Source organism: Pseudomonas sp. ABFPK, from assembly GCF_001586765.1.
GTDB classification, from domain to species: domain Bacteria; phylum Pseudomonadota; class Gammaproteobacteria; order Pseudomonadales; family Pseudomonadaceae; genus Aquipseudomonas; species Aquipseudomonas asiatica.
The window spans coordinates 153,106-175,541 of sequence record NZ_LQXW01000003.1; the positions used below are offsets into that span (position 1 = coordinate 153,106).

The 22,436-nt window shown below is 61.8% G+C and carries 17 protein-coding genes; 11 read left to right on the plus strand and 6 right to left on the minus strand.

Annotated features, from left to right (window positions below; all coding sequences use genetic code 11):
* Positions 1-70: 70 nt before the first annotated feature.
* The 4 genes from glnA (at position 71) to ntrC (ending at position 4,885) form a co-directional block, all read left to right on the plus strand.
* Complete coding sequence (gene glnA / locus WM94_RS03635; protein ID WP_013974575.1) at positions 71-1,477, plus strand: type I glutamate--ammonia ligase; 1,407 nt, start codon at positions 71-73, stop codon at positions 1,475-1,477.
* 173 nt (positions 1,478-1,650) lie between these two features.
* Complete coding sequence (locus tag WM94_RS03640; protein WP_052261023.1) at positions 1,651-2,094, plus strand: cupin domain-containing protein; 444 nt, start codon at positions 1,651-1,653, stop codon at positions 2,092-2,094.
* A 272-nt stretch (positions 2,095-2,366) separates the two neighbouring features.
* On the plus strand, positions 2,367-3,452 hold the full coding sequence (glnL, locus tag WM94_RS03645; protein ID WP_013974577.1) for a nitrogen regulation protein NR(II): 1,086 nt from the start codon (positions 2,367-2,369) through the stop codon (positions 3,450-3,452).
* Positions 3,449-4,885, plus strand: coding sequence for a nitrogen regulation protein NR(I) (gene ntrC, locus WM94_RS03650; RefSeq protein WP_013974578.1), 1,437 nt, complete (start codon positions 3,449-3,451; stop codon positions 4,883-4,885). The genes glnL and ntrC overlap by 4 nt, the downstream gene beginning before the upstream one ends.
* A gap of 440 nt (positions 4,886-5,325) precedes the next feature.
* Here ntrC and WM94_RS03655 read toward each other — a convergent pair whose 3' ends face one another.
* Positions 5,326-5,763 carry a hypothetical protein gene (locus WM94_RS03655; protein WP_015272117.1) on the minus strand — a complete coding sequence of 146 codons (438 nt, stop codon included), beginning with the start codon at positions 5,761-5,763 and terminating at the stop codon, positions 5,326-5,328.
* Here WM94_RS03655 and trmL point away from each other — a divergent pair.
* Positions 5,762-6,223, plus strand: coding sequence for a tRNA (uridine(34)/cytosine(34)/5-carboxymethylaminomethyluridine(34)-2'-O)-methyltransferase TrmL (gene trmL / locus WM94_RS03660; protein ID WP_013974580.1), 462 nt, complete (start codon positions 5,762-5,764; stop codon positions 6,221-6,223). The genes WM94_RS03655 and trmL overlap by 2 nt on opposite strands.
* 74 nt (positions 6,224-6,297) lie before the next feature.
* Here trmL and secB read toward each other — a convergent pair whose 3' ends face one another.
* The 3 genes from secB to WM94_RS03675 are packed head-to-tail and all read right to left on the minus strand — an operon-like array spanning position 6,298 to position 7,492.
* Positions 6,298-6,783, minus strand: coding sequence for a protein-export chaperone SecB (gene secB, locus WM94_RS03665; protein ID WP_013974581.1), 486 nt, complete (start codon positions 6,781-6,783; stop codon positions 6,298-6,300).
* 39 nt (positions 6,784-6,822) lie between these two features.
* Positions 6,823-7,077: a glutaredoxin 3 gene (gene grxC, locus WM94_RS03670; RefSeq protein WP_003249204.1), complete on the minus strand. Its 255-nt coding sequence runs from the start codon at positions 7,075-7,077 to the stop codon at positions 6,823-6,825.
* A gap of 1 nt (position 7,078) precedes the next feature.
* Positions 7,079-7,492 carry a rhodanese-like domain-containing protein gene (locus WM94_RS03675; protein WP_003259887.1) on the minus strand — a complete coding sequence of 138 codons (414 nt, stop codon included), beginning with the start codon at positions 7,490-7,492 and terminating at the stop codon, positions 7,079-7,081.
* Positions 7,493-7,698: 206 nt separating this feature from the next.
* Here WM94_RS03675 and gpmI point away from each other — a divergent pair, with 206 nt between their 5' ends.
* The 4 genes from gpmI (at position 7,699) to WM94_RS03695 (ending at position 12,962) form a co-directional block, all read left to right on the plus strand.
* Entirely contained in the window at positions 7,699-9,234 is a 1,536-nt protein-coding gene (gene gpmI / locus WM94_RS03680) for a 2,3-bisphosphoglycerate-independent phosphoglycerate mutase (RefSeq protein WP_054572194.1), read from the plus strand.
* A 231-nt stretch (positions 9,235-9,465) separates the two neighbouring features.
* Entirely contained in the window at positions 9,466-10,770 is a 1,305-nt protein-coding gene (locus WM94_RS03685) for a murein hydrolase activator EnvC (RefSeq protein WP_061550458.1), read from the plus strand.
* A 78-nt stretch (positions 10,771-10,848) separates the two neighbouring features.
* Entirely contained in the window at positions 10,849-12,165 is a 1,317-nt protein-coding gene (locus WM94_RS03690) for a S41 family peptidase (RefSeq protein ID WP_023660970.1), read from the plus strand.
* Positions 12,166-12,173: 8 nt separating this feature from the next.
* A complete protein-coding gene (locus WM94_RS03695; RefSeq protein ID WP_061550459.1) occupies positions 12,174-12,962 on the plus strand; it encodes a divergent polysaccharide deacetylase family protein in 789 nt (262 codons plus the stop codon).
* Here the strand turns inward: WM94_RS03695 and WM94_RS03700 are convergent.
* Positions 12,946-17,592 (minus strand): dermonecrotic toxin domain-containing protein, encoded by a 4,647-nt coding sequence (locus tag WM94_RS03700; RefSeq protein ID WP_061550460.1) that lies wholly within the window; start codon positions 17,590-17,592, stop codon positions 12,946-12,948. The two genes, WM94_RS03695 and WM94_RS03700, sit on opposite strands and share 17 nt — an antisense overlap.
* A 120-nt stretch (positions 17,593-17,712) precedes the next feature.
* A complete protein-coding gene (locus tag WM94_RS03705; RefSeq protein WP_223998156.1) occupies positions 17,713-19,659 on the minus strand; it encodes a BCCT family transporter in 1,947 nt (648 codons plus the stop codon).
* 533 nt (positions 19,660-20,192) lie between these two features.
* On the opposite strand from WM94_RS03705, the gene betI reads away from it, so the two are divergent.
* Both betI and betB read left to right on the plus strand, forming a co-directional pair.
* Positions 20,193-20,849: a transcriptional regulator BetI gene (gene betI, locus WM94_RS03710; protein ID WP_003259891.1), complete on the plus strand. Its 657-nt coding sequence runs from the start codon at positions 20,193-20,195 to the stop codon at positions 20,847-20,849.
* A gap of 39 nt (positions 20,850-20,888) precedes the next feature.
* Complete coding sequence (betB, locus tag WM94_RS03715) at positions 20,889-22,361, plus strand: betaine-aldehyde dehydrogenase (protein WP_025340943.1); 1,473 nt, start codon at positions 20,889-20,891, stop codon at positions 22,359-22,361.
* Positions 22,362-22,436 lie beyond the last annotated feature (75 nt).

A 22,436-nucleotide genomic window follows, 5' to 3' on the forward strand; every position in this document is an offset into this window, starting at 1 on the left:
TATCCGCGCCCGGCAACACCCTTTTTCCAGGGCAGCGGCCCACCGCGCTCTAGACCATCCGGAGGACAACATGTCGAAGTCGGTTCAACTCATCAAAGATCACGACGTCAAGTGGATTGATCTGCGTTTCACGGACACCAAAGGCACTCAGCACCACGTGACCATGCCGGCGCGTGATGCACTGGAAGACGACTTCTTCGAAGTCGGCAAGATGTTCGACGGTTCCTCCATCGCTGGCTGGAAAGGCATCGAAGCCTCCGACATGATCCTGATGCCGGTCGACGAAACTGCCGTACTGGACCCGTTCACCGAAGAGCCGACCCTGATCCTCACCTGCGACATCGTCGACCCGTCGAGCATGCAGGGCTACGATCGCGACCCTCGCGCCATCGCCAAGCGCGCCGAAGAGTACCTGAAGAGCACCGGCATCGGTGACACCGTATTCGCAGGCCCGGAGCCAGAGTTCTTCATTTTCGACGAAGTGAAGTTCCAGTCGGACATCTCCGGCTCGATGTTCAAGATTTTCTCCGAGCAAGGCTCGTGGATGACCGGCGCTGACGTGGAAGGCGGCAACAAAGGCCACCGTCCAGGCGTGAAGGGCGGCTACTTCCCGGTTCCGCCGTTCGACCACGACCACGAAATCCGTACTGCCATGTGCAACGCACTGGAAGAAATGGGCCAGACCGTCGAAGTTCACCACCACGAAGTGGCGACTGCCGGCCAGAACGAAATCGGCGTCAAGTTCAACACCCTGGTGAAGAAGGCTGACGAAGTACAGGCGCTGAAGTACGTCGTGCACAACGTTGCCGACGCCTACGGCCGCACCGCCACCTTCATGCCGAAGCCACTGTACGGCGACAACGGCTCGGGCATGCACGTGCACATGTCGATCTGGAAAGACGGCAAGAACACCTTCTCGGGTGAAGGCTATGCCGGCCTGTCCGACACCGCCCTGTACTTCATCGGCGGTATCATCAAGCACGGTAAGGCCCTGAACGGCTTCACCAACCCGTCGACCAACTCCTACAAGCGTCTGGTCCCAGGCTTCGAAGCCCCGGTAATGCTGGCCTACTCGGCTCGCAACCGTTCCGCCTCGATCCGTATTCCTTACGTCGGCAGCCCGAAAGCCCGCCGTATCGAAGCTCGCTTCCCGGACCCATCGGCCAACCCATACCTGGCCTTCGCGGCCCTGCTGATGGCCGGCCTGGACGGTATCCAGAACAAGATCCACCCAGGCGATGCTGCCGACAAGAACCTGTACGACCTGCCGCCTGAAGAGGCCAAGGACATCCCGCAGGTTTGCGGCAGCCTGAAGGAAGCTCTGGAAGAGCTGGACAAGGGCCGTGCGTTCCTGACCAAGGGCGGCGTGTTCTCCGACGACTTCATCGATGCCTTCATCGAGCTGAAGAGCGAAGAAGAAATCAAGGTCCGCACCTTCGTTCACCCGCTGGAATACGAGCTGTACTACAGCTGCTGATCTGATCGGCGCCTCACGCCGATGACATGATCACGAACGGCCTCCTTCGGGAGGCCGTTTTCGTTTCCGTGGCTGCCTCATCGATTTCATACAGAACCGGCAGATGCCGCTGACATTTCGCCGCCCCCTCAGCACGCAGGGTAGGCGTCCCTTCAGTCAAAGGACATCACGCCATGCGCAAACTTCTACCTGCAATGATTACCGTATCCGCCCTCCTCACCGGCTGCGCCAGCAATGGCACCGCGCCAGGCCAGGCAACGTCACAGGTGCTTCACCGCGCCACCGGCAGTTGGGACGGTACTCCCTATCTCGATTACCCCGAAGGACGACCAGTGCTGTCGCTTGTGAAAGTCAGCATTCCTGCCCACACCACCCTTGGCTGGCACTGTCACCAGGCACTCAATCTAGGCTATCTGACCGAGGGGCGACTCGAGGTGGAAACCCGTGACGGCAAGCGCACAAGCCTGGTTGCAGGCCAGACGCTGGCCGAACTTCAAGGGGAAGTGCACCGCGGGCACACCACTGCGCAACCCGCCACTGTCATGGTGTTCCACGCAAGCAATGAAGACCTGGGGTTTTCAACGCCAGAAGCCGAATGCCCGCCAACTGTGCGATAAACCCTGAAACCACCTATGCTCCATATTGGTGCATGCTGTGGACTAACGCCCCCGAATGCATCCCAAAAGCGATCACATGAACCGTTTAATCAGTTCATTCTGGTGCGATTTTTCCCGTTTCCAGGGCTTTATCGGCAAATTCCGCTTCTTTTCGGAGCCTTGGTTTGGTTCTTGCATTTTTTGCCCAAAGACTGGAATCAGCGGATCCACCGCGCGCCCGACCATGGCCGCGCCCATGCCCGACACGCGCCAAAAGAGGTCGACGACGCCCTATGACCATCAGCGATGCCCAGCACCGTCTACTTCTGGACAACCTGACCACCGCCACGCTGCTGCTCAACGCCGAGCTGCGCCTGGAGTACATGAACCCGGCCGCGGAAATGCTTCTGGCAGTGAGTGGCCAGCGCAGCCATGGGCAGTTCATCAGCGAGCTGTTCACCGAGTCGACCGAAGCGCTCAGCTCGCTGCGCCAGGCGGTCGAGCAGGCGCACCCGTTTACCAAGCGCGAAGCGCAGCTCACCTCGCTGACCGGGCAGACCATCACCGTCGACTACGCGGTTACGCCGATCCTGCACCAGGGCCAGACCCTGCTGCTGCTCGAGGTGCACCCGCGCGACCGGCTGCTGCGCATCACCAAGGAAGAAGCCCAGCTGAGCAAGCAGGAAACCACAAAGATGCTGGTGCGCGGCCTGGCCCACGAAATCAAGAACCCCCTTGGCGGCATCCGCGGCGCAGCCCAGCTGCTGGCCCGCGAGCTGCCTGAAGAAGGCCTGCGCGACTACACCAACGTGATCATCGAGGAAGCCGACCGCCTGCGTAACCTGGTCGACCGCATGCTCGGCTCGAACAAGCTGCCGTCGCTGGCCATGACCAACATCCACGAAGTGCTTGAGCGGGTTTGCAGCCTGGTCGAGGCCGAAAGCCAGGGCTGCATCACTTTGGTGCGCGATTATGACCCCAGCCTGCCTGACGTATTGGTCGACCGCGAGCAGATGATCCAGGCCGTACTCAACATCGTGCGCAATGCCATGCAGGCGATCAGTTCGCAGAACGAACTGCGCCTGGGCCGCATCACCCTGCGCAGCCGTGCCCTGCGCCAGTTCACCATCGGCCATGTGCGCCATCGCCTTGTGGCGAGGGTGGAGATCATCGACAACGGCCCGGGCATCCCGCCGGAACTGCAGGACACCCTTTTCTATCCCATGGTCAGCGGTCGCCCGGACGGTACCGGGCTGGGCCTGGCCATTACCCAGAACATCATCAGCCAGCACCAGGGCCTGATCGAGTGTGAAAGCCATGCAGGCCACACCGCATTCTCGATCTACCTGCCCCTGGAACAAGGAGCCACCGCCTCATGAGCCGAAGTGAAACCGTATGGATCGTCGACGATGATCGCTCCATCCGCTGGGTCCTGGAAAAAGCCCTGCAACAGGAAGGCATGACCACCCAGAGCTTCGATAGCGCCGATGGCGTGATGGGCCGCCTGGCACGCCAGCAACCTGACGTGATCATTTCCGACATCCGCATGCCGGGTACCAGCGGCCTCGACCTGCTGGCACAGATCCGTGAGCAGCACCCGCGCCTGCCGGTCATCATCATGACCGCCCACTCCGACCTGGACAGCGCCGTTGCGTCGTACCAGGGCGGTGCATTCGAGTACCTGCCCAAGCCATTCGATGTGGACGAGGCGGTCTCGCTGGTCAAGCGCGCCAACCAGCACGCCCAGGAGCAACAAGGGCTGGATGTGCCGCAGAGCCTGGCGCGCACCCCGGAAATCATCGGTGAAGCACCGGCAATGCAGGAGGTGTTCCGCGCCATCGGCCGCCTCAGCCACTCCAACATCACCGTGCTGATCAACGGTGAGTCCGGTACCGGCAAGGAGCTGGTGGCCCACGCCCTGCACCGCCACAGCCCGCGTGCGGCCTCACCGTTCATCGCCCTGAACATGGCAGCCATCCCCAAGGACCTGATGGAGTCCGAGCTGTTCGGCCATGAAAAGGGCGCCTTCACCGGCGCCGCCAACCTGCGCCGAGGGCGCTTCGAGCAGGCCGACGGCGGCACCCTGTTCCTCGACGAGATCGGCGACATGCCCGCCGACACACAGACCCGCCTGCTGCGAGTGCTGGCCGATGGCGAGTTCTACCGCGTGGGCGGCCACGTACCGGTCAAGGTCGATGTGCGCATCATCGCCGCCACTCACCAGAACCTGGAGTCGCTGGTGCAGGCCGGCAAGTTCCGCGAGGACTTGTTCCACCGCCTGAACGTGATCCGCATCCACATTCCACGGCTGGCCGACCGCCGCGAGGATATCCCCGCCCTCGCCCGCCACTTCCTCGCCCGCGCCGCCCAGGAACTGGCGGTCGAGCCGAAGATCCTCAAGCCGGAAACCGAGGAATTCATTCGCAATCTGCCGTGGCCGGGCAACGTACGGCAGATGGAGAACACCTGCCGCTGGATCACCGTGATGGCCTCCAGCCGCGAAGTGCTGATCGGCGACCTGCCGCCGGAGCTGCTGAACCTGCCACAGGACGCCGCACCAGTAACCAACTGGGAGCAGGCCCTGCGCCAGTGGGCCGACCAGGCGTTGGCGCGTGGGCAGACCAGCCTGCTGGACAGCGCAGTGCCGAGCTTCGAGCGGATCATGATCGAGACGGCGCTCAAGCACACCGCTGGCCGTCGGCGCGATGCGGCACTGTTGCTGGGTTGGGGACGCAACACCCTGACGCGCAAGATCAAGGAGCTGGGGATGAATGTGGCGGGGGGCGATGATGAGGAAGGTGACGAGCACTGAGTTCCAGGTAAACCCATAGTTCTCTGGGGCTGCTGCGCAGCCCATCGCGACACAAGGCCGCTCCTACAGGAGAACGCGATCCCCTGTAGGAGCGGCCTTGTGTCGCGATGGGCCGCAAAGCGGCCCCAAACATTTCAGCCCTTCGATGCACCGATCCTGTGCCCGATGCACCTCACTAAGGCACAAATCCCCTCAAAAAACGGCCAATTCACCCTGAAAGCCCAGATTCACGGGCTTTTCAAAACTGGCACGCCCCCTGCAATAAACAATACATATCCAGTTTCGGGGGCCCTGGTACAGGCAGGCCGGGTGAACCCCTCTTTTATTCGCAACATCGCCAGTTTTGGGGACCTCGGTACAGGCAGGCCGGGCCATCCCCCCTTTATACGCAGTACCCCTTTCGGGGACCCTGGTACAGGCAGGCCGGGATATCCCCTCTTTTATTCGTGCAGTTTCACCTGCAACCGCCAGCGCCCAGCGTCCTCTGCACCGGCCCACTCGCCGTGAAGGGGGCGCGCGGCCACCACCGTCAGCAACAGCCCTTCCTTGCTATTCTGCACCCGCCAACTCACAGGCTTGCCCTGCAGGCTCAGTTGCCCTTGCCGGGCCTTGCCTTGGGCCTGGAACAACAGTGCTACGGTACCGTCCACATTCTCGCCATGCAGCTGAGGCTCTTCGTTGAACCACAGCTCCAGGCCATCCTGCACCACCTCCACCTGCTGCAACTCGCGCTCGTCGGGTGTAGTCAGGCGGCCGATCATCAGCCCTACCATCAAGCCGACGATCGCCAGCGACAGCATCACCCGCGGGAACGCCTTCGAACGCACGTCCGGTTCGGGGGTAGAATGCCCGTCATCTTCACGCTTGGAGCCGTGCATGTTTCACGTCATCCTTTTTCAACCAGAAATTCCGCCGAATACCGGCAACATCATTCGCCTCTGCGCCAACAGCGGCTGCGACCTGCACCTGATCGAGCCCATCAGCTTCGAACTGGACGACAAGCGCCTGCGGCGCGCGGGGCTGGATTACCACGAGTATGCCACGCTCAAGCGCCACGAGAGCCTGGCCGGATGCCTGGAAAGCCTGGGCAACCCACGGCTGTTCGCCTTCACCACCAAGGGCTCGCACCCGTTCCACGAAGTGGCTTACCAGCCGGGTGATGCCTTCCTGTTCGGGCCAGAAAGCCGCGGCCTGCCGGCCGAAGTACTGGACAGCCTGCCGGCCGAACAACGCCTGCGCCTGCCGATGCGGCCGGGGTGCCGCAGCCTGAATCTGTCCAATACCGTGGCTGTGACAGTGTATGAGGCGTGGCGGCAAAATGGGTTTGCCGGCAGTTGATGCGCTGCCGGCGATAGGGCCGGAACAGGCCAACAAAAAAGGCGACCGAAGTCGCCTTTTTTCAAACGCAGCTATTACTGCACAGTCGGCGCTTCGCCGGCTTCCTGCATGCGCTGCATTTCTTGCGCGTACAGGGCGTCGAAGTTGACCGGCGACAGCATCAGGGCCGGGAACGAACCGCGGGTCACCAGGCTGTCCAGGGTCTCGCGGGCGTACGGGAACAGGATGTTCGGGCAGAATGCACCCAGGGTGTGGCTCATCGAAGCCGCGTCCAGGTTCTTGATGAGGAAGATACCGGCCTGCTGCACTTCCGCGATGAAGGCCACTTCGTCACCGTTCTTGACGGTAACCGACAGGGTCAGTACCACCTCGTGGAAGTCGCCTTCCAGGGCTTTCTGCTTGGTGTTCAGGTCCAGGGCAACGCTCGGCTCCCAGGTCTGGCGGAAGATCTGCGGGCTTTTCGGGGCTTCGAACGACAGGTCGCGCACATAGATGCGCTGCATGGAGAACTGAGGGCTGTTGTCTTCTGCAGCAGCGCCGTTGGTCTGTTGGTCAGTCATGGCAGATCCTTATCCTAATGTTTTTGAATGCAGTGTAAATCAGGCCGCCAGCAGCGCGTCGAGCTTGCCGGCGCGCTCCAGGGCATAAAGGTCATCGCATCCACCGACGTGGGTGCTGCCGATCCAGATCTGCGGCACAGATGTACGGCCGGCCTTCTGGCTCATCTCGGCACGAACCTGTGGCTTGCCGTCGACCTTGATTTCCTCGAAGGCCACGCCCTTGCTCTCGAGCAGGTACTTGGCGCGCATGCAGTAGGGGCAGTAGTCGCTGGAATAGACGATGACGGGCTTCATATCACTTCACCAGGGGCAGGTTATCGGCTTTCCAGCTGGAAACGCCACCGCTCAGTTTGGCGGCGTTGTAACCAGCCTTGAGCAGCTCGCGGCAGATGGTGCCGGACTGCTGGCCCATCGAGTCGACGACGATCAGGGTCTTCTCTTTGTGCTTGTCCAGCTCGCTCATGCGGTTGACCAGCTTGTCCTGCGGGATGTTCACCGCACCGACGATGTGACCGGCGGAGTATTCCTTGGTCGGGCGGATGTCGATGACCAGGGCTTTCTCGGCATTGACCAGGGCAGTCAGCTGGCCGTTGCTCAGGCTCTGGCCGCCGCGACGGATTTCGTTGACCAGCAGCGCGACCAGCAAAACAACGAAGATCGCCACCAGGATGTAGTGGTTTGTCGCAAATTGAATCAGGTTAGCAACCATCTGGGGTGTTCCACGCGATTGAAAATGCCGGCCAGTATACACAGGCCCTTATTGCCACCAAAGCCCGACGGGCCGGCCGGAAAGGTACCTTCATGTTGCCACATTGGCCACGCTGGTCAGGGAACAGGACGAATATTCGCCGCCGGTGGCGCATTTGCCCTAAAATGCGTGTCTTTATCATCTTTGAACAACCGTGAGTTTGATTGATGACGAGTACGCCCAAACCCCTGGTCCTGATCATCCTGGATGGCTTCGGCCACAGCGAAAGCCCCGAATACAACGCCATCTACGCCGCCAACACACCGGTCTATGACCGCCTGCGCGCCAGCCAGCCGCATGGCCTCATTTCCGGCTCGGGCATGGATGTCGGCCTGCCGGACGGGCAGATGGGCAACTCCGAAGTCGGTCACATGAACCTCGGTGCCGGCCGCGTGGTGTATCAGGATTTCACCCGGGTGACCAAAGCCATCCGCGACGGCGAGTTCTTCGAGAACCCTGTACTGACCGGCGCCGTGGACAAGGCAGCCAGTGCCGGCAAGGCTGTGCACATTCTCGGCCTGCTGTCCGATGGCGGCGTACACAGCCACCAGGACCACCTGGTAGCCATGGCCGAACTGGCCGCGCAGCGCGGCGCGCAGAAGATCTACCTGCACGCCTTCCTCGATGGTCGCGACACGCCACCACGCAGCGCGCAGTCGTCCATCGAGCTGCTCGACGCCACCTTCGCCAAGCTGGGCAAGGGCCGCATCGCCAGCCTGATCGGCCGCTACTACGCCATGGATCGCGACAACCGCTGGGACCGCGTCAGCGCCGCCTACAACCTGATCGTCGACAGCGCTGCCGAATACACCGCCGACACCGCCCTGGCCGGCCTGGAAGCGGCCTACGCCCGCGACGAGAGCGACGAGTTCGTCAAGGCCACGCGCATTGGTGAAGCCGTCAAGGTCGAAGACGGCGACGCGGTGATCTTCATGAACTTCCGCGCCGACCGCGCCCGCGAGCTGTCGCGCGTGTTCGTCGAAGCCGACTTCAACGAATTTCCGCGTGCCCGCCTGCCAAAACTGGCCGCCTACATCGGCCTGACCCAGTACTCGGCAAAAATCCCGGCCCCCGCCGCCTTCGCCCCGGCCAGCCTGAACAACGTGCTGGGCGAGTACCTGGCGAAGAACGGCAAGACCCAGCTGCGCATCGCCGAGACCGAGAAGTACGCCCATGTCACCTTCTTTTTCTCCGGTGGCCGCGAAGAGCCGTTCGAAGGCGAAGAGCGCATTCTGATCCCGTCGCCGAAGGTCGCCACCTACGACCTGCAGCCGGAAATGAGCGCACCGGAAGTTACCGACCGCATCGTCGAGGCTATCGAGCAACAGCGTTATGACGTGATCGTGGTCAACTACGCCAACGGCGACATGGTCGGCCATACCGGCGTGTTCGAGGCTGCGGTGAAGGCCGTCGAGGCCTTGGATGGCTGCGTCGGGCGCATCGTCGAAGCTCTGGACAAGGTTGGCGGCGAAGCGCTGATCACCGCCGACCATGGCAACGTCGAGCAAATGGAAGACGAGTGCACCGGCCAGGCGCACACCGCGCATACCACCGAGCCGGTACCGTTCATCTATGTGGGCAAGCGCAACGTCAAGGTGCGTGACGGCGGCGTGCTGGCCGATGTGGCGCCGACCATGCTGAAGCTGCTGGGGCTGGAAAAGCCGGTAGAAATGACCGGCACCTCGATCCTGGTCGACGCCTGACTCGGTGCCAAAGGGGGCCGCTTTGCGGCCCATTCGCAGCACAAGGCTGCTCCTACAAAGGGCTCATGCAATGCCTGTAGGAGCAGCCTTGAGCTGCGAATGGGCTGCACAGCAGCCCCAATAACACATGAATTCCAGACAAACGCCCCTCTGCACCCGCAGCGAGGCGTTTTTTTTGCCCGCCCGCGCGGGCATACTAGGCCAGTCTCCATCCTTGGTACGCCAAACCCCATGCTTCGCGCCCTGATCCTCCTAGCCCTGTCTTGCCTGCTCAGCCCGGCCTTTGCCGATGAGCGTGCGCAGACCCAGCAGCAACTGGACGCCACCCGCCAGGACATTGCCGAGCTCAAGAAGACGCTGGGCAAGCTCCAGGAAGAAAAGGCCGGTGTGCAAAAGGACCTCAAAGCCACCGAGACCGATATCGGCAACCTCGAAAAGCAGGTGGAGGCCCTGCAGCAAGAACTAAAAAAGACCGAGGGCGAGCTGGAGCGCCTTGATACCGAGAAAAAAAAACTCCAGAGCGCCCGCGTTGAACAACAGCGACTGATCGCCATCCAGGCCCGTTCGGCCTACCAGAACGGCCGCGAGGAATACCTCAAGCTGCTGCTCAACCAGCAGAACCCCGAGAAGTTCGCCCGCACCCTCACCTACTACGACTACCTGAGCAAGGCGCGCCTGGAGCAACTGCGCACCTTCAACGAGACCCTGCGCCAGCTGGCCAACGTCGAACAGGAAATCGCTACCCAGCAGCAACAGCTGCTGGCCCAGCGCGCCGACCTCGACAGCCGCCGCCAGGCCCTGGAAACCGAGCGTGGCAAGCGCCAGCAGGTGCTGGCCAAGCTCAACAGCGACATGAAGGACCGTGGCCAGAAGCTGCAATCGCGCGAGCAGGATCAGGCCGACCTGTCCAAGGTACTCAAGACCATCGAGGAAACCCTCGCTCGCCAGGCCCGCGAGGCCGAAGAAGCGCGCAAGAAGGCCTTGCTGGCCCAGCAGGAAGCGGAAAAACGCCGCCAGCAGGAAGCCCTCGCTGCCGCTGCCGCCCGCGAACAGGCCCGCGAACCGGTGGAGCCACCGAAAAAGGCCCGCACTACCCTGGGCCCGCTGGTTTCCAGCGACGGCGCGAACTACGGCGGCGCATTTTCTGCCGCACGGGGAAAACTTCCCTGGCCAGTCAATGGTCGATTGCTGGCACGTTTCGGTGATGCCCGCGGCAGCGATGCCCGTGCCAAGTGGGACGGGGTGATGATCAGCGCCAACCCGGGCACCCAGGTACGTGCCGTGCACGGCGGGCGCGTGGTGTTCGCCGACTGGTTGCGCGGTGCCGGGCTTCTGGTCATTCTCGACCATGGCAACGGTTACCTGAGCCTGTACGGCCATAACCAGAGCCTGCTCAAGAGCGCCGGTGATATCGTCAAGGCCGGCGAGGCCATTTCCACCGTTGGCGACAGCGGCGGCCAGGACGCTGCCGGCTTGTACTTCGCCATCCGCCAGCAGGGCCGGCCTACCGACCCTTCGCAGTGGTGCCGGGGCTAGTCAAATTTCTACGGGGTAGCCCACGGGCTGCGCCGATGCTCCCCAGGGAGCGCTTACAGGATCAGGAGTTCGTTCGACATGCTGCACTCGCCTCGTCTCACCCAGCTGGCCCTGTCCATCGCCCTGGCGGTCGGCGCGCCCCTGGCCACTGCCGCGGAACCGGCCAAGCCGGCTGCAGTACCGGCCACCGAGGTGACCGCCAAGGCGCCACTGCCGCTTGAAGAGCTGCGCACCTTCGCCGAGGTCATGGACCGCATCAAGGCGGCCTATGTGGAGCCGGTGGATGACAAGACCCTGCTGGAAAATGCCATCAAGGGCATGCTCAGCAACCTCGACCCGCACTCGGCCTACCTCGGCCCAGAGGACTTCCAGGAGCTGCAGGAAAGCACCAGCGGCGAGTTCGGCGGGCTGGGCATCGAAGTAGGCCAGGAAGACGGCTTCATCAAGGTGGTCTCGCCGATCGACGACACCCCGGCCTCGCGTGCCGGCGTGCAGGCCGGCGACCTGATCGTCAAGATCAACGGCGCCCCGACCCGTGGCCAGACCATGACCGAAGCGGTCGACAAGATGCGTGGCAAGGTGGGCGAGAAAATCACCCTGACCCTGGTGCGCGACGGCGGCAATCCCTTCGACGTGACCCTGGCCCGCGCGGTCATCCAGGTCAAGAGCGTGAAGAGCCAGCTGCTGGAGAACGACTACGGCTACATACGTATCACCCAGTTCCAGGTCAAGACCGGCGACGAAGTAGGCAAGGCCCTGGCCAAGCTGCGCAAGGACAACGGCAAGAAGCTGCGCGGCGTGGTGCTGGACCTGCGCAACAACCCGGGCGGCGTGCTGCAGTCGGCGGTGGAAGTCGCCGACCACTTCCTGACCAAGGGCCTGATCGTCTACACCAAGGGCCGCATCGCCAACTCCGAGCTGCGCTTCTCGGCCGACCCGGCCGACGCCAGCGACGGCGTGCCACTGGTGGTGCTGATCAACGGCGGCAGTGCCTCGGCCTCGGAAATTGTCGCCGGCGCCCTGCAAGACCAGAAACGCGCCGTGCTGATGGGCACCGACAGCTTCGGCAAAGGCTCGGTGCAGACCGTGCTGCCACTGGCCAACGACCGTGCGCTGAAGCTCACCACCGCGCTGTACTTCACCCCCAACGGCCGCTCGATCCAGGCCCAGGGCATCGTCCCCGACATCGAAGTGCGCCCGGCCAAGCTCACCGCCGAAGCCGACACCGACAACTTCAAGGAAGCCGACCTGCAGGGCCACCTGGGCAACGGCAACGGCGGTGCCGACCGCCCGACCGGCAGCGGCAAGCGCAAGGAGCGCCCGCAGGATGACGACTTCCAGCTGAGCCAGGCCCTGAGCCTGCTCAAAGGCCTGAACATCACCAAGGGCGACTGACCCACCCCATGCGTTATCTGCTGTGTCTGCTGTTCTGCCTGATGGCCGGGGTCGCGCAAGCGGCGCCGGCCGGCAAGGCCTACATGAGCATCATCATCGACGACCTCGGCCAGAGCAGCGAACGCGACAGCCGCACCTTGGCCCTGCCCGGCCCGGTAACCCTGGCGATCATGCCGGACACTCCGCATGCCACCACGCTTGCCCGGCAGGCGCACAAGGCCGGCAAGACAGTTATCCTGCACATGCCCATGGACCCGGCCACCGGCCCTTACGCCTGGCACCCGGGCACGCCCCTGCCGGAGCTTGCCCACCGCCTGGACACCGCCCTGGCGCAGGTGCCTTACGCAGTCGGTATCAACAACCACATGGGCAGCCGCATGACCGCCCAACCCGAAGCGATGGCCATGCTGATGGCCGACCTGCAACGCCGACACCTGTTTTTTGTCGACAGCCGCACTAGCGCTGCCACGGTGGCTGCATTCCAGGCTCAGGCCCAGGGCCTGGCACAGGTATCCCGCGATGTCTTTCTGGACAACGTACGTACGGTCGAGGCCATCGGCAGCGAATTGCAGCTCGGGGTCGAACTGGCTCGCAAACAAGGCTCAGCCGTGCTGATCGGCCACCCTTATCCGCAAACCCTCGAAGTGCTCGAACGCGAACTGCCCCGGCTGAAGCGCCAGGGCGTAGAGCTGATCGGCCTGGAACAGATGATTGCCGAGCGGGGCAATCAGACGATGCCAGCGCATGCCAAGCACCATTCCACCGCCCCCGTTGGCCGACTCAATGGAAAGGAATGATTCCTCGGGCCTGTGCCAGAGTAAGGGCTCCCCTGTGCAATCGCTGTTTCGAGTCTGCAGCGGCCTTGCTACTCAAACGACGCTGGCTCCAGGTCTTGAGGTGACCCACCGTGAAATCCTCTGCAAACGCATCTGGCGAGCTGAAATGAAAGTGCGCAGCCCAGAGGTTCCGCTTGCTCGGTAGACGAACGATCCGGTATTCGTCAAAAGCGCTGCCATCCTGCATGGTGCGCCGTTCCACATATTCGACCTGTATCAGGTGCTTTCCGTGGAGATACTGCAAACCTTCGGCCGACGGATACTTGGTGTCGGTATAGAGCCTGGTCATCTGAAATGTTTTATCCGCCTCCAACTTGTCCAGATCCACTTCCAGCGTCCTGATCAGCTTGTCGTTTCCTCCGGCATCACGCACCACACTGAGTGCCTGATTCAGCTTTTCCAGATGCTGATCGAACAACTGCTTGAGCAACGCCCCTTTGATGTCGTGCTTGACATAGTCCTTGGCCTGCTCCCTGACTGCATCGCTCTCGTCCAGAAGCGCCTGTACCCACATGGGCAGGTCAGTTGGAGCAGCTTCGTCCGCCAATGAAGGGCGCTTGCTTTCACGCTGTCGCCATTCCCCATCCACCAGGTCGAAGGTTGCCAGTACTTCTTCACTGAACGTCTCCCGCACTTCAACGATCTGGCTTTCGTCTATCGTCCTTTCCACCCCGATCATCAACTGCCCAGCAAGGTTGCGCACCACTCGCTGCTCTTCGGTAGACACCTTGTAGGGTCTGCGCTTTTGCGCGACCGTTCCACCCTCCTGCTCCGAGATCGCGGCAACCAGCCGCTGTCCTGCATCTTCCTTCAGTTGCTTTACATGGTTGCGATACCGCTCGAGCATCACGGGTTCGATCAGTTCGCCACCTTCACGGAGAATGCGGGCACTGTTGAGTAATGCGGCAGAGTACTCATCCCATGCCTCTTGCAGGATCACGATGCGGTCGTCTGCCGACAGATTGGCGAAGTCAAGCTCCCCATGAGTCTCTGCGGCATTGCGCAAGGCCATGCTGACCAGTTCGTCCCGGTAGCGGGCGACTGTCTGGAGGCCGCCGGGAGCATTGAGGTGCAAGGCCAGGTCTGCCAGGTTCTGCACCTGATGGAAGCGCATCTGCACGGTCGAAAACGGTCTTTCGTCGATCAGATGCCCCACTGTGCGATGGTCACCAGGGGGGTTGGAAGGTATGACAAGCTCAACCGGCGACTCGGCCAGCAAATTGTCCAGGTGCACTCGTATGGCAAGCATGCGGTCCTGATACTCAGCCACATGCTCCAGCTTGATACGAAACGCAGCATATTGTTCGCCGACTTCAGCCAATGGCTTACCATCAATAGCCCGTTGCAGCGCGGCAAGTTGCGGATAGTCCGTCAGGCTCCAGAGCTCGTTGTAAACGAAGACACAATCGCGAATCAGCTCTGTGCGAGCATTCTCTTCATGCTTGGCAACAGGCTTATCCAACCCATCTTTTTGGCGTTGCCCGGCATATTTGGGTTCCGCCATCGTGATCAACAGCTTTAGCTGTTCGTCTTCCTTGCCAATGGCCTCTTCAAGCAGCGAAACGATTTGCTCACGCTGCTGGGCGATACTTTCCCGCGCATCCATCGCTCGTTGTTCATACTGCGCGGTCAGTGACCGGAGAGCTGTCGTATCGGTACCTGCCGAGGCCGAATTCACATCCTCCTGCGCCTTTGCCTTCAACGCGTCCATTTTGACGAGGCTCTGGTGCAAAGCCATCATCTGCTGACTCGCTGCCTGAACCGTCGACTTCAACTTCGGGATTTCCGCATCCAACTGGACGACGCGGTCGTAAAGTTTCTTGAATCGGACCGATACCGAAGTTCTGGGGCTGGGAGCCCCTCCTGCAAGGCGCAATTTCGTATCCACCCGCCAAGCCCCGTCGACAAATGCCAGCCAGGGCCCGTAACCGCCAGTCGCATCGACTACCCGAACTCCCTCAGCCAGCAACTCCACGCTATAGAGGTCACCAGCCATGGCCGCGTAGTAGTTCTTATCGATCTGGTACAGGCCTTCACCATCGCCCGCTGTCAAAGGCTTCAACCCATTGACAGAGACGCTGGAGCGCATGGCTTGCAACCTTTGCCGCTGTTGCGCGGGCAGCCAGTTGAACCCATGCTGGCCGCGCCAGGAAAAGTCCAGCACCTGGCTGCCCAGTTCGCCCAGCGTGCCTTCCGGTTCTTCACGCGCCTCGATAGCTAGTTCGGCAAACGCGCCATTTTGCCGGTCAGGTCCTTCGAACAGTGAAACATCAGGCAGCCGCCTTGTGGGCACTGTCTCCTGCTTCGGTTGATGGGCATGCAGCAGCGTCATCCCGAGGTTGAGCAACAAGTCGGCCACTGCAGCAGACCGATCGAACTCACCACCCTGCTCCAACGCGGTCAAGTCGTTTTGCAGCGAAGCCAGAAACTGTACCAACCAGGCCACAGACGCGACCGGACCGCGTATCGCCTGAGTCACCACATCGAACAACAGCCAGGCGCCTTCGCACAGGAGCTGCCAGCGGCTCTCGGCGTCAGATACCGATTCCAGCCCTGCCAGCTCGACCAGCAGATCTCGATTGGCCTGGTAGATTTTCTCGTCAACCTTGTTGCGCCACAGCTTCAGGTCGAGCATCGCCGGCTCCGGCTTGGCCGGGAGCGTATAAGGGTCGATACCAATACTCACAATGTGCGGCTCGCTGAAACCACCCTCTGCATATACGTCGCGCGCGGTCGGGTCGATCCAGTCAAGAATGCTCTCTTGGAAGAGAGCCGACTCACGAATATGTGCAAGCAAGGCCTCAAGGCTTGCGTACTCGCGAACCGTGTCCTGTCGATATAGCGGGCGGTACACCAGAACCTTTGCCGGCTCGGCGCAGAACAGCAAGTACATGCCGCGCACAGTGTCTTTCTTGCGCGAATGGCGGCTGCGCCTGAAAGCCAAGGGGATCAGTGACATGCGCGGAACCAAGGGGTCCTGATGACCTGCGCAAAAATCGACCACGCACTGTAAACCCACCTCGGAGACTTTAGCGTCGAGCCTGGCCGAAATGGCGCTGGAAAGAAACGCGCTTCGCCACTCCCTGCCCAAAAGCTCGACGCGCTCGGCACGCATGGCCTGATCATCCAACTGTCCGGCAACATAGGCCGGGTAGCGGCCACCAATGTCTACCTGGGTGACCAATCGCTTCGCTGCATCGGCATTCAGCCACTTCGGAAGCTTGATGCTCTTCTGATGGCGGACCTGCTTGATGTACGCGCCCTTGAGCGAAGCAAGGTTACCAATGGCGAATTCGGTAAGCGACTTGGTGCCCACGAACGCCAGTGGCTCGCCACCGCCGGCTCCAGTCGCAGCGCCACCAGGCACACCCCGGGCGATGTACAGGTCAAGAAGCACCTGATCTGGAGAAATTTCGTCCCCGTGCTCGCTTTTTATCTGCTCGGTCAGTTGCTGCGCGGTATACGCCGTCAATGACTGGATGCCGTCCAGCACCGAAACACCTCCGGCATCCAGTTGGTCGAGGGTGAGTTGCAACAACGCGGCGCGACAGGCAAAGCTGTCCTGCGGGGCGCTGGCCCTGAGCCCCGGCGGGGCTACGGTGGCTGGCGTGTCGTCTTCGTAGCGCACGAACCAGGCCGCCGGGTCGCTCAGCTCGGCAAAACGTTGCTCCAGCGAAGCCACATCCGCCAAGCCACTGAAGCGCATCTGGTCGAAAGCCAGGAACATGGACTCAAGCAACAGCGAAACCTGTTGGGCAAAGACGTTGCCCTCGACCGGCTGACGCGTCCACGACAGGCTTTGGAAGCTGTAGTGCCGCGCCAGTTCGTTGCGCAGCGCGTTACCGAAATCGATCAACGAGGCGAAGCTGCGCGTGATACCGGACGGGGCGCACCAGAGCACCACTTGCCGCTCATCGTAATCGCCAGTGACCAGCAGGTGACTGAGCATCTGGTCGTATTGAATCGACCCACAAGTCAGGCTGGCTTTGACGAAATAGACCGAGGGCTGGGCAGCGCCACCGCGGATCAACCCGCGGATGCAGGCCTGCTCCTGAACATCCAGCCCTTGCAGTGGCAGGCCGCGCAAAAGCGTAGTCTTGAGCAGTAATTGCAGCCACTGGTCACGGCTCACTCCCGCACTGCCCTTGTCACTCCAGTACTTGAGCTGTGCCTCGCAGAACAGCCGTGGCAACCGTTGCACCAGTTCGTCGAGTGCATCGGACAGGCCGCTCAGTTGACGGGTGTCGAACGCGCTGTCCGAGCCAGGAAAACGGTATGAGGAGGTCAATGCAAGATTGTGATGCCGCTCACCGACAGGCTCGATGTCCAGCGGCTGTGCTTCGAGCAATGCCTGGAGCACACGGTCGACCAGCGGTTGCGTGGTCCAGTAAGGCGTGCTGGGGTCGGGACTATCCAGCATGAGAGGGTCGGCGTTGGACAACGCCGGCTTCACAAAGGCAAGCCAGGACAGCTTCTCCTGCAGCACGGTCCACAGCTGCTCGCTGGTCACCTGCCGCAATGTTGGCCGATCACTGAACTGACTGGCTGCAGCGTACTGAAAATCGAATGTGGGAATAACGGAACGTTTCATGAAGCATGCCTCCGGAAGAAAACCGGCAGGCTGAAGCAAACTTGTCCGTTACCCGGGCTAATTATTGCTTGCCCATGAAAAAGGCCCTGCGTCCTGCAGGGCCTCCTCACCGCTCAAGAATCAGCTGTACACACGCCCCAGCAACTGGCGGTGGCTTTCGAACTGGTCCAGCACATCACGCACGATCTGCTCCGGCGCAAAGCCCATCAGGTCGTACTCCTGGCTGCCATCGTGCAGGTATACCTCGGCGCGGTAGAAGCGCTGGCGCACCTCCGGCTCACCTTCCACCGGCGCTTCGCTCGGCGCGGCCAGGTAGCCATCCAGGCTCACTTCATAGACGAACGGGTTGCCCTCTTCCATCATCACCCGCAGGCCCATCATGTTGCGCGACTGGCCAACCCGGGTTTCCACCTCGAAGCCCAGGGTCTGCAACTGCGCGGCAGCTTCTTTCAGCGCCGGGCTGACCTGCTTGTCCATGAAGCGCTGTACAACGGCCTGGGTCGGCTGCAGCTCCAGCTGGGTCAGGCGCTCGCTGAAGCCACGACGGCCACGTGCGGCCAGCTCGGCACGCTCCTGCTCCACCGCCACGTCCTGCTTCATGGCCTTGTACAGGCCGAACATGAACAGCACCAGCACCACCGAGAACGGCAGACCCGCCAGCACCACCATGGTCTGCATGGCTTCGAAGTTACCGGCGAACAGTAGGCCGATGGTGACCAGGGTGATGACCACCGACCAGAACACCACCATCCAGTGCGGGGCGTCTTCGTCGACCTTGCCACCTTTGCACGACAGGTTGGCCATCATCACCGCGCCGGAGTCGGCCGGGGTGAGGAACAGCACGAAGCCGACGAACACCGCTACACCGATCACGATCTTGGCCGCCGGGAAGTATTCCAGCAGCTGGTAGATCGACATCGACGGCTGTTCAAGGGCGGTCTTGCCCAGTTCCACGGCGCCTTGGTTGATCACCAGGTCCAGCGCGGTGTTGCCGAAGATCGACAGCCAGGCCAGGGTGAAGCCCAGCGGGATCAGCAACACGCCGCTGACCAGCTGGCGCACGGTGCGACCCTTGGAGATACGGGCAATGAACATGCCGACGAACGGGCCCCAGGAAATCCACCAGGCCCAGTAGAACACGGTCCACAGGCCCAGCCAGCGTTCGGACTTGCCAGCTTCGCCTTCATATACGTAGAGGTCGAAGGTTTTCAGCACGATGCCGTTGAGGTAGTCACCGATGTTCTGCACGAAGCCGTTAAGCAAGTGCAGGGTTTCGCCGCCCAGCAGGACGAAGATCAGCAGGCCGCTGAACAGCACGATGTTGAGGTTGGACAGGCGGCGAATGCCGTTTTCCACACCCGAGACCGCCGCCACGGTGGCGACGCCGGCCATGACCAGGATAACCACCAGCAGGTTGGTCTTGCTGTGGTCCATGCCGAACAGGTATTCCAGCCCGGAGGCCACCTGCATCGAGCCGATGCCCAGGTTGGTCACCAGGCCCAGCAGGGTTACGAACATGCCGAAGATGTCCACGGCATTGCCCGCAGCACCCTTGACCCAACGTTCACCGACCAGCGGGTACAGCGCCGAGCGCAGGGCCAGTGGCTGATTGTGGCGGTAGGCGAAGTAACCCACGGCCAGGCCGACCAGGGCGTAGATCGCCCAGCCGTGCAAACCCCAGTGCAGGAAGGTCAGCTGCAGGCCCTGACGCGCTGCGTCGAGGCTGGCAGAAGTGCCTTCCGGTGGGTTGAAGTAGTGGTCCAGCGGCTCGGAGGCGCCGAAGTACAACAGCGAAATGCCGATACCGGAGGAGAACAGCATGCCGGCCCAGGCGCCATAGCTGAAGTCGGGCTGGTCATCCTTGCCGCCAAGCTTGAGCTTGCCGTAGTCGGAGAAGGCCAGGTAGATGACGAACAGCAGGTAACCGCCGATTACCAGCATGTAATACCAGCCGAAGGTGCGCGTCAGCCATTTCTGGGCTACGCCCAGCACTTGGCCGGCGGTTTCGGGTACAGCGATAAGCAAGGCAGTCAAAACGAGAATCATCAGCGCGGAGGTGAAGAACACCACGCGGTTGACCCGTACCCTCTCGGCCGGAGGGTTGGTAAGTGAGGCAGAACTCATTGCACGAATGCTCCGGGCAGTGCGGCTGTGGAGGCTAATCAGTCTTTCCCGAGCAATTGGTGGAATATCCCCACTGCATCAGGTGTTATAAAAGCACCCTTGGAAACCGTGATCCCGAATCGATACGTTGCAAAAAACAGACAGGTGGCCCGCTGCAAATGCCACGCCTCAGCTGAGGTGCGCGCATTCGTCACAGATCACCCCGCCCGCTCCAAGGGCCCGCCGCAGGGTCCATGACCGCACGGCAGAATCTGCATTTCGCATCGCTCATGCCCGTCAACGCCTTGTATTCAGGGGGTTACGCGATTTCCTGGGGTGTCAATCCGTGCCTTCTCGACCGCCTTAAAAACTGTCAATGGCACAAATTGTCGCAGAGCTTATTCTTTATTGATTGAACGTTCAATCAAAACAAAATAGACTGGCCTTCGCCGAGTCAGCCGCCCGTCGTCTGCTCGCAGGCCTGAGGAGAACGCAAGATGCCCAAGGTCGGTATGCAACCCATCCGCCGCCAGCAGTTGATCGAAGCCACGTTACAGGCGGTCGATCAGGTCGGACTGGGTGACGCCAGCATTGCGCTGATTGCCCGTTTGGCCGGTGTGTCGAACGGCATCATCAGTCACTACTTTCGGGACAAGAACGGCCTGATAGCAGCGACGATGGGTTACATCATGAACATGCTCAACGAAGGTGTCAGAGCACGTCGCCAGGCCCTGACGGACGACAGCCCGCGCGCCCACCTGAAAGTGATCATCGAGGGCAACTTCGATGCCAGCCAGGTAAACGGCCCGGCGATGAAAACCTGGTTGGCCTTCTGGGCTTCCAGCATGCACCAGCCCGATTTGCACAGGTTGCAGCGGATCAACGACCACCGCTTGTATTCCAACCTGTGCTGCCAGTTCCGCCGCGCCCTGCCGCTCTACCATGCGCGCAAGGCAGCCCGCGGCCTGGCAGCTTTGATCGACGGCTTGTGGCTGCGTGGCGCCCTGTCGGGTGATGCATTCGACACCGACCAGGCGATACGGATTGCTTACGAATACATGGATCTACAACTGGCTAAACAGCACACCCTGGGTACAAACGACCAGGCCGCTGAACAACCGCGCACGGCCCTTGCCAACCCAGCAGGAGCGTGACGCGCAAGCCAAACCACACACTGCACTTGCGAGGACACTATGGCCCGTTTCGGAACGCAAAAACTCTACATTGATGGCGCTTACGTCGACGCTGGCAGCGATGCCACCTTCGAAGCCATCAACCCGGCTACCGGCGAAGTCCTCGCCCACGTGCAACGTGCCACCGAGGCTGACGTCGAGAAAGCCGTCGAAAGCGCCGAGCGTGGCCAGAAAGTCTGGGCCGCGATGACCGCCATGCAGCGTTCGCGCATCCTGCGCCGCGCCGTCGAGATCCTGCGCGAGCGCAACGACGAGCTGGCCATGCTGGAAACTCTGGACACCGGCAAGTCGTACTCGGAAACCCGCTACGTCGACATCGTCACCGGCGCCGACGTGCTGGAGTACTACGCAGGCCTGGTTCCGGCCATCGAAGGCGAGCAGATCCCGCTGCGTGAATCGTCCTTCGTCTACACCCGCCGCGAGCCGCTGGGCGTGACCGCCGGTATCGGCGCCTGGAACTACCCGATCCAGATCGCCCTGTGGAAATCTGCTCCGGCCCTGGCCGCCGGCAACGCGATGATCTTCAAGCCGTCGGAAGTCACCTCGCTGACCACCCTTAAACTGGCCGAGATCTACACCGAAGCCGGTTTGCCGAACGGCGTGTTCAACGTCCTGACCGGCAGCGGCCGCGAAGTCGGCACCTGGCTGACCGAACACCCACGCATCGAAAAAGTCTCCTTCACCGGCGGCACCACCACCGGCAAGAAGGTCATGGCCAGCGCCTCGAGCTCGTCGCTCAAGGAAGTCACCATGGAGCTGGGCGGCAAGTCGCCACTGATCATCTGCGCCGACGCCGACCTGGACAAGGCCGCCGACATCGCCATGATGGCCAACTTCTACAGCTCGGGCCAGGTGTGCACCAACGGCACCCGCGTGTTCATCCCGGCTGAAATGAAAGCTGCCTTCGAGGCCAAGATCGTCGAGCGCGTTGCCCGCATCCGCGCTGGCAACCCGGAAGACGAAAACACCAACTTCGGCCCGCTGGTCAGCTTCCAGCACATGGAAAGCGTGCTTGGCTACATCGCCAAGGGCAAGGAAGAAGGTGCACGCGTGCTGTGCGGTGGCGAGCGTCTGACCGCCGGTGATTTCGCCAAGGGTGCATTCGTGGCCCCGACCGTGTTCACCGACTGCACCGACGACATGACCATCGTCAAGGAAGAGATCTTCGGCCCGGTGATGAGCATCCTCACCTACGAAACCGAAGAAGAAGTCATCCGTCGCGCCAACGACACCGAGTACGGCCTGGCCGCCGGTGTCTGCACCAACGACATCACCCGCGCTCACCGCATCATCCACAAGCTGGAAGCCGGTATCTGCTGGATCAACGCCTGGGGCGAATCGCCGGCCGAAATGCCGGTCGGTGGCTACAAGCAGTCGGGCGTCGGCCGTGAGAACGGCGTCAGCTCGCTGGCTCAATACACCCGCATCAAGTCGGTCCAGGTCGAGCTGGGCGGCTACAACTCGGTCTTCTAAGGCCCTGTCCAGCCACGCCCGTGCCTCAGCGCACGGGCGTTCCTGCTCCCTGAACACCGCCAACACGAGGGTACT